Origin of the sequence: Pectobacterium colocasium (assembly GCF_020181655.1) — a bacterium.
Lineage (GTDB): Bacteria > Pseudomonadota > Gammaproteobacteria > Enterobacterales > Enterobacteriaceae > Pectobacterium > Pectobacterium colocasium.
This window is the reverse complement of sequence record NZ_CP084032.1, coordinates 3,272,392-3,287,661: the sequence shown is the minus strand read 5'-3', so window position 1 is coordinate 3,287,661 and position 15,270 is coordinate 3,272,392. Positions and strand designations below refer to the sequence as shown.

Annotated in this window: 16 protein-coding genes; 13 read left to right on the top strand and 3 right to left on the bottom strand. The window is 52.5% G+C overall.

Going from position 1 to position 15,270, the window contains the following annotated elements:
* Nucleotides 1–24 precede the first annotated feature (24 nt).
* From LCF41_RS14925 to hisP, 13 genes are all read left to right on the top strand, one after another.
* Nucleotides 25–1,035 carry an aspartate-semialdehyde dehydrogenase gene (locus LCF41_RS14925; protein WP_225085274.1) on the top strand — a complete coding sequence of 337 codons (1,011 nt, stop codon included), beginning with the start codon at nucleotides 25–27 and terminating at the stop codon, nucleotides 1,033–1,035.
* Nucleotides 1,035–1,886 (top strand): tRNA pseudouridine(38-40) synthase TruA, encoded by an 852-nt coding sequence (gene truA / locus LCF41_RS14920; protein WP_225085273.1) that lies wholly within the window; start codon nucleotides 1,035–1,037, stop codon nucleotides 1,884–1,886. Before LCF41_RS14925 ends, truA begins: the two co-directional genes overlap by 1 nt.
* Nucleotides 1,887–2,080: 194 nt before the next feature.
* Nucleotides 2,081–2,743: a DedA family protein gene (locus tag LCF41_RS14915; protein WP_015840991.1), complete on the top strand. Its 663-nt coding sequence runs from the start codon at nucleotides 2,081–2,083 to the stop codon at nucleotides 2,741–2,743.
* A gap of 224 nt (nucleotides 2,744–2,967) precedes the next feature.
* A complete protein-coding gene (accD, locus tag LCF41_RS14910) occupies nucleotides 2,968–3,885 on the top strand; it encodes an acetyl-CoA carboxylase, carboxyltransferase subunit beta (RefSeq protein ID WP_225085272.1) in 918 nt (305 codons plus the stop codon).
* A 105-nt stretch (nucleotides 3,886–3,990) separates the two neighbouring features.
* Nucleotides 3,991–5,259, top strand: coding sequence for a bifunctional tetrahydrofolate synthase/dihydrofolate synthase (gene folC / locus LCF41_RS14905; RefSeq protein WP_225085271.1), 1,269 nt, complete (start codon nucleotides 3,991–3,993; stop codon nucleotides 5,257–5,259).
* On the top strand, nucleotides 5,249–5,989 hold the full coding sequence (gene dedD / locus LCF41_RS14900; protein WP_225085270.1) for a cell division protein DedD: 741 nt from the start codon (nucleotides 5,249–5,251) through the stop codon (nucleotides 5,987–5,989). The genes folC and dedD overlap by 11 nt, the downstream gene beginning before the upstream one ends.
* A 317-nt stretch (nucleotides 5,990–6,306) precedes the next feature.
* Nucleotides 6,307–6,807 (top strand): colicin V production protein, encoded by a 501-nt coding sequence (gene cvpA / locus LCF41_RS14895; protein ID WP_015840986.1) that lies wholly within the window; start codon nucleotides 6,307–6,309, stop codon nucleotides 6,805–6,807.
* A gap of 21 nt (nucleotides 6,808–6,828) precedes the next feature.
* Nucleotides 6,829–8,346, top strand: coding sequence for an amidophosphoribosyltransferase (gene purF, locus LCF41_RS14890; protein ID WP_225085269.1), 1,518 nt, complete (start codon nucleotides 6,829–6,831; stop codon nucleotides 8,344–8,346).
* Between the two features lie 236 nt (nucleotides 8,347–8,582).
* On the top strand, nucleotides 8,583–9,155 hold the full coding sequence (locus tag LCF41_RS14885) for a UbiX family flavin prenyltransferase (RefSeq protein ID WP_225085268.1): 573 nt from the start codon (nucleotides 8,583–8,585) through the stop codon (nucleotides 9,153–9,155).
* Between the two features lie 409 nt (nucleotides 9,156–9,564).
* The gene (locus LCF41_RS14880) at nucleotides 9,565–10,344 is read left to right on the top strand and encodes a lysine/arginine/ornithine ABC transporter substrate-binding protein (RefSeq protein WP_225085267.1); all 780 of its coding nucleotides are present in this window, start codon (nucleotides 9,565–9,567) and stop codon (nucleotides 10,342–10,344) included.
* A 183-nt stretch (nucleotides 10,345–10,527) separates the two neighbouring features.
* The gene (locus LCF41_RS14875) at nucleotides 10,528–11,217 is read left to right on the top strand and encodes a histidine ABC transporter permease HisQ (protein WP_225085266.1); all 690 of its coding nucleotides are present in this window, start codon (nucleotides 10,528–10,530) and stop codon (nucleotides 11,215–11,217) included.
* Entirely contained in the window at nucleotides 11,210–11,926 is a 717-nt protein-coding gene (locus LCF41_RS14870) for an ABC transporter permease (protein ID WP_225085265.1), read from the top strand. Before LCF41_RS14875 ends, LCF41_RS14870 begins: the two co-directional genes overlap by 8 nt.
* Nucleotides 11,927–11,940: 14 nt before the next feature.
* The gene (gene hisP, locus LCF41_RS14865) at nucleotides 11,941–12,714 is read left to right on the top strand and encodes a histidine ABC transporter ATP-binding protein HisP (protein ID WP_225085264.1); all 774 of its coding nucleotides are present in this window, start codon (nucleotides 11,941–11,943) and stop codon (nucleotides 12,712–12,714) included.
* Between the two features lie 413 nt (nucleotides 12,715–13,127).
* Here the strand turns inward: hisP and LCF41_RS14860 are convergent, their stop codons facing one another.
* The 3 genes from LCF41_RS14860 to yfcG form a co-directional block, all read right to left on the bottom strand.
* A complete protein-coding gene (locus tag LCF41_RS14860) occupies nucleotides 13,128–14,033 on the bottom strand; it encodes a TIGR01777 family oxidoreductase (RefSeq protein ID WP_225085263.1) in 906 nt (301 codons plus the stop codon).
* A 17-nt stretch (nucleotides 14,034–14,050) separates the two neighbouring features.
* A complete protein-coding gene (folX, locus tag LCF41_RS14855; RefSeq protein WP_225085262.1) occupies nucleotides 14,051–14,422 on the bottom strand; it encodes a dihydroneopterin triphosphate 2'-epimerase in 372 nt (123 codons plus the stop codon).
* 124 nt (nucleotides 14,423–14,546) lie between these two features.
* Entirely contained in the window at nucleotides 14,547–15,173 is a 627-nt protein-coding gene (yfcG, locus tag LCF41_RS14850) for a GSH-dependent disulfide bond oxidoreductase (protein WP_225085261.1), read from the bottom strand.
* Nucleotides 15,174–15,270: the final 97 nt, after the last annotated feature.

Sequence of the window (15,270 nt, the reverse complement as noted above, 5' to 3'; positions counted from 1 at the left end):
ATTCAAAATTTGGGAGAGAACCAAATGTCTAACGGCTGGAATATTGCTCTGCTGGGCGCAACGGGCGCAGTAGGCACGGCGTTACTGGAATTATTGCAGGAACGTGAATTCCCGGTGGGTGAACTGTATCCACTGGCCAGCGAACGTAGTGCGGGTGAAACCATACGTTTTAACGGCCAGTCCTGTCTGGTCACCGATGTAGCGGATTTTGACTGGTCACAGGCGCAGCTGGCGTTTTTTGTCGCCGGTCAGGATGCCAGCGCCCGCTATGCGGAAGACGCTGGAGATGCGGGCTGTCTGGTGATCGATAGCAGCGGTCTGTTTGCGCTGGAGCCGGATGTCCCGCTGGTGGTGCCCGGTGTGAATGCGCATACGCTGGCAGATTATCGTAACCGTAACATTGTTGCAGTGGCGGACAGCCTGACGAGTCAGCTGCTGACGGCGATTAAACCGCTGACCGATGCCGCCGGGCTTTCACGCCTGCATGTTGTCAATATGCTGTCGGTTTCTGCCCTCGGTAAAGCAGCGGTAGACGATCTGGCAGGGCAAAGCGCCCGCTTGCTGAACGGTATTCCGCCAGAAGAAGGGATTTTCCCGAAACAGCTGGCGTTCAACCTGTTGCCTTTACTGCCTGATGACGCCGGCAGCGTGCGTGAAGAACGGCGTCTGGTCGATCAGGTGCGTAAAGTCTTGCAGGATGACGGATTACCCATTTCAGTGACCTGCATTCAGTCTCCTGTGTTCTATGGCCACGCGCAGGTTGTTCATCTTGAATCGCTGCGCCTGCTGTCTGCGGAAGAAGCGCGTGACGAATTACTCAACGCCGGAAATATTCAGGTCAGCGATGAACAGGATTACCCAACTCAGGTTGGCGATGCGTCCGGCAATGGGCAACTGAGCGTAGGTTGCCTGCGTAACGATTACGGTATTCCTGAACTGCTGCAATTCTGGTCGGTTGCCGATAACGCTCGCTTTGGCGGTGCGCTGATGGCGGTGGAAACTGCGGAGCGTCTGGTGCAGGAGTATCTCGGGTAATGTCGGAAACCACTCAGGCGGAGGCCATTCAGGCCGACGCCGTTGCGGAAAACGAACGTGCCCCGCTGAAAATCGCGTTAGGCATTGAGTATGACGGTAGCCGCTATTATGGCTGGCAGCGTCAGGCTGAAGTTGCCAGCGTGCAAGCCTGCCTTGAAAAAGCGCTGAGCAAAGTGGCAGATGAACCGATAGACGTGTTTTGCGCTGGCCGAACCGATGCTGGCGTTCACGGCACCGGGCAGGTTGTGCATTTTACTACGCACGCCATCAGGAAAGACGCGGCCTGGACGATGGGCGTGAATGCGAATTTACCGCCGGATATCGCCGTGCGCTGGGTGAAAACGGTGGATGAGGATTTCCATGCGCGCTTCAGCGCCACGGCACGTCGCTACCGTTATGTCATCTATAATCACCGTTATCGCCCTGCCGTGCTCGCCCACGGCGTGACGCATTTTTATCACCCGCTGGACGTGACGCGCATGGAACGGGCTGGACAGTGCCTGTTGGGGGAAAATGATTTCACCTCTTTTCGGGCCGTGCAGTGTCAGTCGCGTACGCCGTGGCGCAATGTAAATCATTTAAAGGTTACACGTCACGGTGACTATATCGTGGTAGATATTAAGGCCAATGCGTTCGTTCATCATATGGTGCGTAATATCGTGGGTAGCCTGATGGAAGTCGGTTGTGGCAATCGCCCGGAGTCGTGGATTGCAGAACTGCTGGCTGCCAAAGATCGTACGCTGGCCGCCGCGACGGCCAGAGCTGAGGGGTTGTATTTAGTGGCGGTGGATTACCCCGCGCGTTTTGCTTTACCACGGCCTACGATGGGGCCGCTCTTTTTAGCAGATTGACGTTTTTGCTGTAACGAGTGCGCCTTTTGCGTGTTGCATGCTGCCGGATGGTGGTAAATCAAAAAGCCGTATGCAATGCGTGATAAGGTCGATGCGAGTTAGCGTGCTATACGCAAGGCAACACGGATGGTACGGCTGCCTTGCGTATATCGACCGCGTGCGTTTGATATACATTCTTGGGAGAAGATGTTGTGGTGGAGTTTATACAGTTTATTATTGATTTTATTCTGCACATTGACGTGCATCTGGCGGAACTGGTGGCGCAATATGGTGTCTGGGTTTATGCCATTTTGTTCCTGATTTTGTTCTGTGAGACTGGGCTGGTGGTGACGCCGTTTCTGCCGGGAGATTCGTTACTGTTTGTCGCCGGGGCGCTGGCGGCGTTGCCGTCGAACGATCTGAATGTGCACACGATGGTGTTCCTGATGATTGTTGCCGCGATTACGGGCGATGCGGTGAACTACACGATTGGACGACTGTTCGGTGAAAAGCTGTTTAGCAACCCGAACTCGAAGATTTTCCGCCGCAGCTATCTGGATAAAACGCATGCGTTTTACGAGCGCCACGGTGGTAAGACGATAATTCTGGCGCGCTTTGTCCCGATTGTGAGAACATTTGCGCCGTTTGTCGCCGGGATGGGGCACATGAGCTATCGGCATTTTGCTGCCTATAATGTCATTGGTGCGCTGCTGTGGGTGCTGTCATTCACCTATGCGGGCTACCTGTTTGGTGATTTGCCGGTCGTGCAGGAAAATCTGAAATTACTGATTGTCGCGATTATTTTCCTCTCTATCCTGCCGGGCGTTATTGAGATTGTCCGCCATCGTAGAGCGGCCGCGCGCGGCAATGTGAAATAAGTGAAATATTTTAACATCCGGTTTGACCAGTTTTTTATCCACAGTACCGGAACGTTATGGTTTAATGGGCAGCATTTATGGTCTGTTCTTGGGAACACCCTGGGTGCCGATGCCTTTGTACCGCGATTGTCGTGCGTCTCAGGCATTTTTTCATTGGCAATGTTGTCAGGGAATAACATGAACAGCGGACTGGCATTTGCCAGGTTCAAGCAGAAAGGTTATCAATGAGCTGGATTGAACGAATTCTTAACAAAAGCAACATCACACCGACCCGTAAAGCGAATATCCCTGAAGGGGTCTGGACAAAATGTGATAGCTGCGGTCAGGTTCTTTATCGTGCTGAGCTGGAGCGTAATCTGGAGGTCTGCCCGAAGTGCGATCACCATATGCGTCTCTCCGCACGTAGCCGCCTACAGGCGTTTTTGGATAAAGAAAGCACTGTTGAGCTGGGAAGCGAACTGGAGCCGAAGGATGTCCTGAAATTTCGGGATTCCAAAAAATATAAAGATCGTCTGGTTTCTGCGCAGAAACAGTCCGATGAGAAAGATGCGCTGATCGTCATGAAAGGCACGCTGTATGGTATGCCGGTTGTGGCTGCATCGTTTGAGTTCTCTTTCATGGGCGGCTCAATGGCGTCTGTTGTGGGAGCGCGTTTTGTACGTGCCGTTGAGCAGGCATTGGAAGACGGCTGCCCGCTGGTGTGCTTCTCCGCCAGTGGCGGTGCGCGTATGCAGGAAGCGCTGATGTCGCTGATGCAAATGGCGAAAACCAGTGCGGCATTGGCAAAAATGCGTGAGCGCGGCTTGCCGTATATCTCCGTGCTGACTGACCCGACGATGGGCGGTGTTTCCGCAAGTCTGGCGATGCTGGGCGATCTGAACATTGCTGAACCGAAAGCGCTGATCGGTTTTGCCGGTCCACGCGTTATCGAACAAACCGTGCGTGAAAAGCTGCCGCCGGGCTTCCAGCGCAGCGAATTCCTGATTGAGAAAGGGGCGATCGATATGATCGTTCGTCGTCCGGAAATGCGCTACAAGCTGGCCACCATTCTTGCCAAACTGACGAATCATCCAGAACCGGGCAACGATGACGTGGAAATCCGCAGCGATGCGCCGTCTGAATCATCACAGGATGACGCATAATTGACATGATGGGCTGGGCGTGTGGTACTCGACCACGTCGTTTTCGACCGAGTAGCCATACGCACGCTCAGCCCGCAATGAACCGTAAGCCAGTGAACGGGACTCATGGATACTCTTCAAATACCTCAAGCCACGTCACCTTTGGTCACGTGGCTTCATTATCTTGAGCACCTGCACGCGCAGGCCATTGATTTAGGTCTGGAGCGCGTTAAGCAGGTTGCTGAACATCTCCAACTGCTACAGCCTGCCGCAACGGTTTTCACTGTCGCGGGGACAAACGGCAAGGGAACCACCTGCTGTACGCTGGAATCGATTCTGCTGGCTGCTGGGTTACGGGTTGGCGTGTATAGTTCTCCCCATCTTGTTCGCTATACTGAACGGGTGCGTATCCAGGGCAAAGAATTGCCTGAAGCGCAGCACACTCAGGCGTTTGCGTATATCGAAGCAGGAAGAGGGGCGGTATCGCTCACCTATTTTGAATTCGGCACGCTGTCGGCGTTGCAGCTCTTTAAGCAGGCGAACCTGGATGTCGTCATTCTGGAAGTAGGGTTGGGCGGGCGTCTGGACGCCACCAATATTGTGGATGCCGATGTTTCCGTCGTCACCAGTATTGCGATCGACCATACCGACTGGTTAGGTAACGATCGAGAAAGTATTGGCCGTGAGAAAGCGGGAATATTTCGACAGGGTAGACCTGCCGTTGTCGGCGAGCCGGATATGCCGGGAACGATTGCCGATGTTGCCGCGGAGAAAGGGGCACTGCTGCGCCATCGTGGTCGGGACTGGGACTATTCCGTTCAGCGTGAGACGTGGAGCTGGCAGGATAAGCAGCGTGAATTATCTCGTCTGCCATTACCCAATGTTCCATTGGCTAATGCTGCCACCGCGCTGGCCGCACTGCACTATTCGTCACTCAATGTGAGCGAAGACGCGATTCGACAGGGGGTGCAGAACGCGGCGTTACCGGGGCGTTTTCAGACGGTGCAGGCATCACCGCGAGTGATTCTTGATGTTGCACACAATCCCCATGCGGCGGCGTATCTGGCAAACCGTTTAGCCGCACTGCCGACAACCGGAAAAGTGCGGGCCGTCGTCGGCATGCTGTCGGATAAAGATATTGCTGGTACGCTGGCTCACTTAACGCCGTTGGTGGATGAGTGGTATTGCGCACCGCTGGAAGGGCCGCGTGGTGCCACCGCGCAGCAGATTGCTGAGCACCTGACGCGCAGCCAATCGTTCCCCGATGTCGTGACTGCCTGGCAGCAGGCGATGTCCGAGGCCGCAGAGCAGGATATCGTCATTGTTTGTGGATCTTTTCATACGGTAGCGCATGTGATGGAAGCGCTGGATGAGGAGAAGGCGAATGGCGAGTAAATTTCAGAATCGCCTGGTGGGGACGGTCATTCTGGTCGCGTTGGGCGTGATCGTCTTACCTGGCCTGCTGGACGGTAAGAAGAAGCACTACGAGGACGAGTTTGCGTCGATTCCGCTGATCCCTAAACCGGGTGACAGTAATGAGATGGAATCGCTGCCTGCGCTGAACCCGTCGTTGCCACCGGAAGGGGCGGAAGCGGCGATGCAGAACAGCGCGGAAGCCGAAGCGAGATCATCCACATCATCTACAACTACAGCACCTGAAACCACGACGCAGGCGCCGCCATCGTCCCATTCTGGCACGAATACGCCATCCATGACGGCACCGCCAGTGGTGGTTGAGCGTCCGCCGGTTCAGACCCCGGTGACGCCGAAGCCTCAGCCAAAACCTGAGGTGAAGCCAGAAGTGAAACCAAAGCCTGAGCCTAAACCGGAACCCAAGCCGGAAGTGAAGCCTGAAACCCAACCAGCGCAGCAAGCCCCTGTCGGACAGGCCTACATTGTGCAGCTTGGTGCACTGAAAAACGCGGATAAGGTGAATGAAATTGTCGCCAAATTGCGTCTTTCCGGCTATCGCGCGTATACCGTGCCGTCAACGCCGGTTTCAGGAGAAATCACCCGTATTTACGTGGGGCCGGATGCGTCTAAGCAGAAGCTGGAGTCCTCGCTGGGTGAGCTGAAACAACTCAGCGGGCTAAGCGGACAGGTGCGTGCGCATTCCGTTCGTTAACGGTCGTTGAGCGTGAGAATAACGGGGCAGAGTAGTCTGTCGTCTGCCACGTAAATAGATAGAAACAGGCCGCGGGGATGAGGCTCACATGCGTGATGCTTCACCCCGTACCTGTTTTAAGACGGTTGTTGTTGATTTTATTACGCCGACGGTTAATAGGCTCAGGCATGGTCTATTGCTGATTTTTTCGCCTGATTATCTATTGATGAAATCGGCGGAAATACGCTACGCAAACGTTTTCTTTTTCTGTTAGAATGCGCCGCGAACAGGATGACGTAGCGGCTTATCGGTAGCATCGTTCATTATTAGGATAGTTCATGGTTTGGGTTGATTACGTCATTATTGGCATCATCGGATTTTCGGCTTTGGTTAGCCTGATCCGGGGGTTTGTTCGTGAAGCGCTGTCGTTAGTGACCTGGGGATGTGCTTTTTTTGTCGCCAGCCATTACTACGCTTACCTCGCGGTCTACTTCACCCGTTTTGATGATGAGCTGGTGCGTAATGGTATTGCGATTGCCATTCTGTTTATTGCAACGTTGATTGTGGGGGCTATCGTCAACTATGCGATTAGTTCGCTGGTTGAACGTACCGGATTATCCGGCACCGATCGCGTTCTGGGCATCTGTTTTGGTGCGCTGCGCGGGGTGCTGATCGTTTCCGCACTGCTATTCTTTCTGGATACTTTCACCGGTTTTTCACAAAGTGATGACTGGAAGCAGTCCCAGTTAATCCCGCAGTTCAGTTATATTATCAGGTGGTTTTTTGACTATCTGCAAAGCACGTCAAGTTTCTTGCCGCAGCATTTACCGCTGCGGTAGCGCTGATGAGGAAAAGACACCATGTGCGGTATTGTCGGTATCGCCGGTTTTACACCGGTCAACCAGTCGATTTATGACGCGTTAACGGTGTTGCAACACCGTGGGCAGGATGCAGCGGGTATTGTAACCATCGATGCCTTTAATTGTTTTCGCCTGCGTAAGGCCAATGGCCTGGTGAAAGATGTGTTTGAAGCGCGGCACATGCAACGCTTACAGGGAAACATGGGGCTTGGTCACGTGCGTTATCCAACCGCGGGCAGTTCCAGCGCCTCGGAAGCACAGCCTTTCTATGTTAACTCTCCTTTCGGTATCACGTTGGCTCACAACGGTAACCTGACTAACGCCCACGAGCTGCGTAAAAAGCTGTTCGAGCAGGAGCGCCGTCACGTTAACACCACGTCTGATTCTGAAATTCTACTGAATATTTTTGCCAGAGAGTTGGACCGTTTCCAACATTACCCACTGGAAGCCGATAATATTTTTGCGGCCGTTGCCGCGACGCACCAGCAAATTCGCGGTGCCTATGCCTGTGTCGGCATGATTATCGGTCACGGTATGGTGGCTTTCCGCGATCCTAACGGGATTCGTCCGCTGGTGATTGGTAAGCGCGATCTGGAAGATGGCCGCAGCGAATATATGGTGGCGTCGGAAAGCGTCGCGCTGGATACGCTGGGCTTTGAATTTTTACGCGATGTGGCGCCGGGAGAAGCGATCTACATTACGGAAAAAGGGCAGCTGTTTACCCGCCAGTGTGCAGAAAATCCAAAGAGCAACCCGTGTCTGTTCGAATATGTTTACTTCGCTCGCCCGGACTCTTTCATCGATAAAATCTCGGTCTACAGCGCACGCGTTCGCATGGGCCAGAAACTGGGTGAAAAGATTGCACGTCAGTGGGAAGATCTCGATATTGATGTCGTGATCCCGATTCCTGAGACCTCTTGTGATATCGCGCTGGAAATCGCGCGTATTATCAACAAGCCGTACCGTCAGGGATTTGTGAAAAACCGCTACGTTGGCCGTACCTTTATCATGCCGGGGCAGCAGGCGCGTAAGAAATCAGTGCGCCGTAAACTGAACGCTAACCGTGCCGAATTCCGTGATAAAAACGTGCTGCTGGTGGATGATTCCATCGTGCGCGGTACCACGTCGGAGCAAATTGTGGAGATGGCGCGTGAAGCGGGAGCCAAACGTGTTTATCTGGCCTCGGCGGCACCGGAAATTCGCTTCCCTAACGTATATGGCATCGACATGCCGAGCGTGAATGAGCTGATTGCTCACGGTCGTGAAGTGGATGAAATCTGTAAGATTATTGGCGCTGATGCACTTATTTTCCAGGATCTCGACGATCTGATCGAGGCGGCGCGCGAAGATAACCCGGATATTGCTCAGTTTGAATGCTCGGTGTTCAACGGAATTTACGTGACGAAGGATGTCGATCAAGGCTATCTGGATTATCTGGAAGTCTTGCGCAACGACGACGCCAAAGCGTTACGTAGCCAGAATGAAGTCGAAGATCTGGAATTGCACAACGAAGGCTAACGGCTAACTGCACGTCAAGGCTTCATCAAAGGGGGAAGGCGCGAAAGTGTCTTCCCCTTTTTATTGTATATAGAAAAAACTGTTGCATAGAGAAAACCGTTGTCTGTAAAAAACAGCATTGTATATAAAAACATCGCTTCGGCGCTTCCCCTTGCTTATCGCCAGTCAATGCGGCAAAGTTTGCGCAGATGATTTTTCCGCGTTTTTGCTTACGCGGTCAGCCAGAGGCAGTACGAATGAAGCGACTCATTGTAGGGATTTCCGGCGCCAGCGGCGTTATTTACGGCGTCCGGTTGCTACAGGTTTTACAGACGCTGGAAGATATCGAAACACATTTGATCATGAGTCAGGCCGCCCGGCAAACGCTAGCGTTAGAAACCGATTTTAGCCTGCGTGATGTGCAGGCGCTGGCTGATGTGGTGCATGATACGCGTGATATCGCTGCTAGCGTCTCTTCGGGGTCGTTTAAAACGGCGGGAATGGTGATTTTGCCTTGTTCGATAAAAACCCTGTCCGGCATTGTGCACAGCTACAGCGATAACTTATTAACCCGTGCGGCCGACGTGGTGCTGAAGGAGCGTCGTCCTTTAGTGCTAGGGGTTCGTGAAACGCCGCTGCATTTAGGGCATTTAAGGCTGATGACGACGGCCGTTGAGCTGGGCGCGATAATCATGCCGCCTGTGCCTGCGTTCTATCATCGCCCAGAAAGTGTGCAGGACATTGTCGATCAGACGGTGAATCGTATTCTTGACCAGTTTGATATCGAACTGCCGAAAGATCTCTTTATCCGCTGGCAGGGGGCGTCGTAGCAGGGTAGACGCGGACATCTGATATTTTTTTCTCACCGGGCAGTAACACGTTACTGCCCTTTTTTCGTGCCTTTTTATCACATTGCACTAATTTTGCGCATGAAAGCACTTAAATGGTGCAATTGGGTTTTTGTATTCATGGCAATCTTATCTATTCTTATTATTGTGCACCAAAAGGTTGTGATGAAAATATTTAATAATCAATTGGTTATTCATTTTTTCTCGCATGTGTTTTCCACCGGACATTTACAATGTCCTTGCGTTCATTGTGGCATGAAAACTGCTACGAAAAAGGTAATAGTCGGCGTTAGAAAACAAATAGCCTTCATCTCGTTCATTTTTAAAGCAATAAATCGATATCTGTTCCGACATTGACGACACATTAATCACTCATGATAAGGGTAGCAATATGAAGAAACTGATCAAAGTTTTGCCGTTGGCGCTCATTCTGGCTGCGGGCAGCGCGATGGCGGAGATTCCTAAGAATATTAAAATTGGCACCGATCCGACCTATGCTCCCTTTGAATCCAAAAACGCCAGCGGCGAACTGGTTGGGTTTGATATCGATCTGGCGAAAGAGCTGTGCAAACGCATTCAGGCTAACTGTACGTTTGTGGAAAGTGACTTTGACGCATTAATTCCTTCTCTTAAAGCTAAAAAAATTGATGCCATCATCTCTTCCCTGTCCATCACTGAAAAACGCCAGCAGGAAATTGCTTTCACCGAGAAGCTGTATGCAGCTAACGCGCGTCTGATTGCGAAGAAGGGCGCGAGCATCGAGCCGACGCTGGCCTCTCTGGGCGGCAAGCGTGTTGGTGTGTTGCAGGCATCGACGCAGGAGGCATTTGCCAACGCAAACTGGCAGCCAAAAGGCGTTGACGTGGTAGCTTACCAAAACCAGGATCTGATTTACGCAGACCTGACCGCAGGCCGCATCGATGCTGCTTTTCAGGATGAAGTGGCGGGAAGCGAAGGTTTCCTGAAGCTCGATATGGGTAAAGACTACGCATTTGCTGGCCCGGCGGTAAAAGATGACAAATTCTTCGGTGTAGGGACGGGGATGGGCTTACGTAAAGCGGATACCGAGCTGAAAGCCGCGCTGGATAAGGCTTTTGAAGAGATGCGTAAAGACGGTACCTACGATACCTTCGCGAAAAAATACTTCGATTTTGACGTTTACGGCGGCTAATGTCGTCACAACGATGCATATCGTTATCACGGTACATATTTCTTTATCACAGTAGATTCTTTATTACAGTAGATAGTGTGTAGCGGGATCGCAGGGTAATACGGCACGGGATCGTTCCTCCCGTACCGTGTTCCTGATGATGACGCACCGTGCCATTAAACGCTATTTCAACGGATATCATTGATGCTCTATGGCTATTCCCAGCTAATTCTGGATGGCGCCATCATGACGCTGGAGCTGGCAGCCAGTTCGCTATTGTTGGCGCTGGTTATCGGCCTGATTGGCGCATCGGCGAAGCTGTCTTCCAACCGTTTGCTGGCGGGGTGTTTTTCCTGCTATACCACGCTGATTCGTGGCATTCCCGACCTGGTGCTGATGTTGCTGATTTTCTATGGCCTGCAAATCGTCTTAAACGGCATGACGGAGTCGATGGGGATGGCGCAGATTGACATCGATCCTTTGACCGCCGGGATTATTACGCTGGGCTTTATTTACGGCGCGTATTTCACTGAAACCTTTCGCGGTGCCTATCTTGCCGTGCCGCGTGGACAAATCGAAGCGGCGGTGGCGTTCGGTTTTTCTCCCATAAAGGTGTTTCGTCGCATTCTGTTTCCTTCCATGATGCGCTTCGCGCTACCGGGTATTGGCAATAACTGGCAGGTGATCCTGAAAGCAACGGCGCTGGTGTCACTGCTTGGCCTGAATGACGTGATTAAGGCGACGCAACTGGCGGGCAAGGGTGCACATGAACCGTTTTATTTTGCGCTGGTTGCCGGGGCGATGTACCTGATTTTTACCACCGTTTCTAACGGCGTGTTGTGGTGGCTGGAAAGGCACTATTCGCAGGGAGTCAAGAAAGTAAACTATGAGTGAGATCCTGCAACAATATTGGCAGCCGCTACTGTGGAGCGATGGTTACCGTCTGACCGGGCTGGCGATGACGCTCTGGCTGCTCATTTCTTCGGTGATCATCGGTGGGCTGATGGCGTTGCCGCTGGCGATCGCTCGTGTGTCACCGCGACGCCGGTTCAGCTTTCCGGTTTGGTTATTCACCTATGTGTTCCGCGGCACGCCGCTCTACGTGCAGCTTTTGGTGTTCTATTCCGGCGTGTATAGCCTGGAGATTGTGCGCGGTACTGACCTGCTGAATGCCTTTTTTCGCAGCGGGCTAAACTGTGCCATTTTGGCGCTGGCGCTGAATACCTGTGCGTACACGACAGAGATTTTTGCGGGCGCAATCCGCGCGGTGCCGCATGGGGAAATTGAAGCGGCCAGAGCATACGGCTTTTCCCGCTTTAAGCAATATCGCTGCATTATTTTGCCGGGGGCGCTACGTATCGCGCTGCCTGCATACAGCAACGAAGTGATTCTGATGCTGCATTCGACGGCGCTGGCCTTTACCGTGACCGTACCGGATATTCTGAAGATTGCCCGCGATATCAACGCCGCAACCTACCAGCCGTTTTATGCATTTGGTATTGCTGCGGTTATCTATCTGGCGATTTCATTTGTATTAATCGGGCTGTTCAGAAGGGCGGAACGGCGCTGGTTACGTCATCTTTATACCCGTTCATCTCATTAAACGCAGGGAAAAATATGTCGAATAACAAACTGATGGTGACGGAACTGCGTAAACGCTATGGCCAACATGAGGTGCTTAAAGGGATCTCATTACAGGCGAAAGCGGGTGACGTTATTTCAATTATTGGCTCATCCGGTTCAGGAAAAAGTACCTTACTGCGCTGCATTAATTTTCTGGAAAAACCCTGCGAAGGGGCGATTTACGTCAGCGATCAGGAAATTCGCATGGTGCGAGATACGGACGGGCAGCTGAAAGTGTTTGATAAAAAACAGCTTCAGATGCTGCGGACGCGTCTGACGATGGTGTTTCAGCACTTCAACCTGTGGAGCTTCATGACGGCGTTGGAGAATGTGATGGAGGCGCCGATTCAGGTATTAGGACTTAGCAAAGCGGAAGCGCGCGAGCGGGCGGTGTTCTATTTGAACAAAGTTGGGATCACCGATTCTGCCCAACAGAAATACCCGTCGGATCTCTCTGGTGGTCAGCAGCAGCGCGTGTCGATTGCGCGGGCGCTGGCGATGGAACCGGAGGTGTTATTATTTGATGAGCCGACATCGGCACTCGATCCCGAACTGGTCGGTGAGGTGTTGCGCATCATGCAGCAGCTCGCGGAGGAAGGGAAAACGATGGTCGTGGTGACGCATGAAATGGAGTTTGCCCGCCATGTTTCCAGCCACGTTATCTTCCTACATCAGGGCGTGATCGAAGAAGAAGGGTCACCGGATCAACTGTTTGGCAGCCCGAAAAGCGCGCGTTTGCAGCAGTTTTTGTCTGGTGCGTTGAAGTAGGTTTTGGGGCTGATGGTTATCAGCCTCTAGCCTTTTCACCATTCTATGTCGGATAGTGTAAAAGTTTCGTGCGTTTTAACCACCGAGCATTTTTATACTTTATCTACACGCCCGACAAGGAGCGCTCAGTTGCCGCTGCTCCTTGACCACTGGCTTTTGGGCGAGAATTGTGCCGCTGCGCGGTGCCTTCGGCGTTCCTGACCGCTATTCGGACCGCCAGTGACGCGTTTACTCGCCCCATTAACGGGGCTCGCCCTTCGGGCCAGCACAAGTGCTGTTCAAAAACGTCTCTGACGTTTTTGTCCGACGCGGCACTGCCTTTTGCCGCATCCATGCGGCTCCCCCGGCGGTCATGCCCACCTCTGCACAATTTTACGCCAGAAGTGCAGAATATTTGGGCATTTTATCAAACTTCAGCTCGGTTTCTTGATGACGTCCTGTAGGGCTTCTTCCAGCTCAAAGAAGCGGAAACCAAAGCCCGCAGCTTCTAGCCGCTGTGGAAGGGCTCGTTGTCCGCCCAGCACCAGCGTTGAGGCTTCTCCCATCAGTAATTTGATCGCAAAAGCGGGCGCTCGTAGAAAACCGGGGCGATCCAGGACGTGTGCCAGCGTGGCGGAAAATTGTTCATTATGAACCGGATAGGGTGCAACCATGTTGAAGGGGCCGCTCAATATCGGCTGATCCAGCAGATAAATAATACCGTTAATCATGTCATCAATATGAATCCACGGCATATATTGCTTGCCAGAACCCATCGGTCCGCCAAGCCCGAGACGAAAAAGCGGCAGCATTTTTGCCAGTGCACCGCCCTGTGCCGCAAGAACAATACCCGTACGCAGCAGGCAGACGCGGGTTTTATCGCTTTCGGCGGACTGCGCCAGCGCTTCCCAGCGGGCGCACAGGTGATGGGTGAATTCATCAACGGGAGATTCATTCTCCGTAACCAGCGCTTCCCCCTGATCGCCATAATACCCGACAGCAGAACCTGAGATAAAAACGGCTGGCGGCTCGCTGCTGGCTTTTATTAACGCAGCAAGCTGCTCGGTGATGTTCCAGCGACTCTTTGCCAACAGTTGTTTTTGCTGTGGCGTCCACCGTTTATCGGCGATAGGTTCGCCGGCCAGATTGATGACGCCATCAAAGTCATTCAGTGAAGTGATATTACTCAGCGTTGACCAGTATTCTACCTGATTACCGAGAATACCTCGGGCGCGCTCAGGATCGCGTGTCAGTACCGTAATGTGATGGGAAAGCAGCTGTAATCGTTGGATAAGATGGCGGCCAATAAGGCCGGTTCCGCCTGTTATGAGTAGTTGCATTGCGCGCTCCCATATATTTATGCCTTGTGATAACGCAGGGTCATAGAAACCGAATCGGCGTATCGCAAGGCAAACGGTTTATCGACTTCTACTTCAGCATAGGTTATCCATTCATGCTCGCTGGCGATGTTGAGCACATCCTGCGTTAATTTTTCCAGCAACGCGAAGCGGTTATCTTCGACGTGGCGGATAATGCTTTTGGTGATGGTGCGGTAGTTCAGCGCATCTGCGATATTCTCGCTGTTGCGCGCCTGCTCTGCTGGGTAGTGAATCACAACGTTGATGATCACATCCTGCTTATTCGTGATTTCTTCATCGTTGATGCCGATGAAGGTGCGCAGCCGCAGATTTTTTATACGAATAATGGCGTCAGAATAGTGATGTGGCATTGCTCGGCCCTCGGTTGCTTCTGTGACTGCGGCTAAACCGCAGCCTCAGGGGTATCGTTAACGACAATATGTTGATTACCATAGCAGAAGATACCTAAAGGCCGAACGAGATGATGCCAGAATTTTATTGCTCGGCGAGCTGATAGGCTCGCTGCGTTGCCGGGCGCTCGCTAATGCGTGTATACCACGCTTTTACCGCCGGATAATCATCAAGGTCGACGCGCTGGCGAGCATAAGAAACCACCCACGGGTAGGTCGCGATATCGGCGATGCTGTAATGTTCTCCCGCTAGCCAAGGGCTGTCTTGCAGATGTTTATCCAGCACGCGGTACAGGCGCAGCGTCTCCTGTTGATAGCGTTCAATGGCGTAAGGCACTGGTTGAGGCGCGTAGTGGTTAAAATGATGATTCTGCCCCAGCATCGGTCCGAAACCAGCAACCTGCCAGAACAGCCATTGCAGCGTGGCTGTACGCTCACGTAATGAGGTGTTCAGCAACACGCCGTGTTTTTCCGCCAGATACAGCAGGATAGCGCCTGACTCAAACAGGCTAATCGGCGTGCCACCTTCCGCGGGCTGTGTATCGACAATCGCGGGAATTTTGTTGTTAGGCGAGATAGCCAGAAACTCCGGTCTGAACTGTTCACCCTTACTGATATTTACGCGGTGGAGTTGGTAGGGGAGATTCGCTTCTTCCAGAAACAGGGTGATCTTGTGCCCATTAGGGGTTGGTGCGTAATACAGGTCAATCATGAATCACATCTCCGTTTTAATTCAGAAAAACATCATGGACTGTATGGCAGTTGATCGCTTCACAGTGCGATGCGCTGTCAGAATAGCGTATTGGGGA

Excerpts from the sequence above, each read along its gene's own strand:
- purF (WP_225085269.1), top strand. The coding sequence starts at position 6,829 with ATGTGCGGTATTGTCGGTATCGCCGGTTTTACACCGGTCAACCAGTCG.
- folX (WP_225085262.1), bottom strand. The coding sequence starts at position 14,422 with ATGCCACATCACTATTCTGACGCCATTATTCGTATAAAAAATCTGCGG.
- LCF41_RS14925 (WP_225085274.1), top strand. The coding sequence starts at position 25 with ATGTCTAACGGCTGGAATATTGCTCTGCTGGGCGCAACGGGCGCAGTA.
- yfcG (WP_225085261.1), bottom strand. The coding sequence starts at position 15,173 with ATGATTGACCTGTATTACGCACCAACCCCTAATGGGCACAAGATCACC.
- LCF41_RS14880 (WP_225085267.1), top strand. The coding sequence starts at position 9,565 with ATGAAGAAACTGATCAAAGTTTTGCCGTTGGCGCTCATTCTGGCTGCG.
- LCF41_RS14885 (WP_225085268.1), top strand. The coding sequence starts at position 8,583 with ATGAAGCGACTCATTGTAGGGATTTCCGGCGCCAGCGGCGTTATTTAC.
- accD (WP_225085272.1), top strand. The coding sequence starts at position 2,968 with ATGAGCTGGATTGAACGAATTCTTAACAAAAGCAACATCACACCGACC.
- cvpA (WP_015840986.1), top strand. The coding sequence starts at position 6,307 with ATGGTTTGGGTTGATTACGTCATTATTGGCATCATCGGATTTTCGGCT.
- LCF41_RS14860 (WP_225085263.1), bottom strand. The coding sequence starts at position 14,033 with ATGCAACTACTCATAACAGGCGGAACCGGCCTTATTGGCCGCCATCTT.
- LCF41_RS14870 (WP_225085265.1), top strand. The coding sequence starts at position 11,210 with ATGAGTGAGATCCTGCAACAATATTGGCAGCCGCTACTGTGGAGCGAT.
- dedD (WP_225085270.1), top strand. The coding sequence starts at position 5,249 with ATGGCGAGTAAATTTCAGAATCGCCTGGTGGGGACGGTCATTCTGGTC.
- hisP (WP_225085264.1), top strand. The coding sequence starts at position 11,941 with ATGTCGAATAACAAACTGATGGTGACGGAACTGCGTAAACGCTATGGC.
- truA (WP_225085273.1), top strand. The coding sequence starts at position 1,035 with ATGTCGGAAACCACTCAGGCGGAGGCCATTCAGGCCGACGCCGTTGCG.
- LCF41_RS14875 (WP_225085266.1), top strand. The coding sequence starts at position 10,528 with ATGCTCTATGGCTATTCCCAGCTAATTCTGGATGGCGCCATCATGACG.
- folC (WP_225085271.1), top strand. The coding sequence starts at position 3,991 with ATGGATACTCTTCAAATACCTCAAGCCACGTCACCTTTGGTCACGTGG.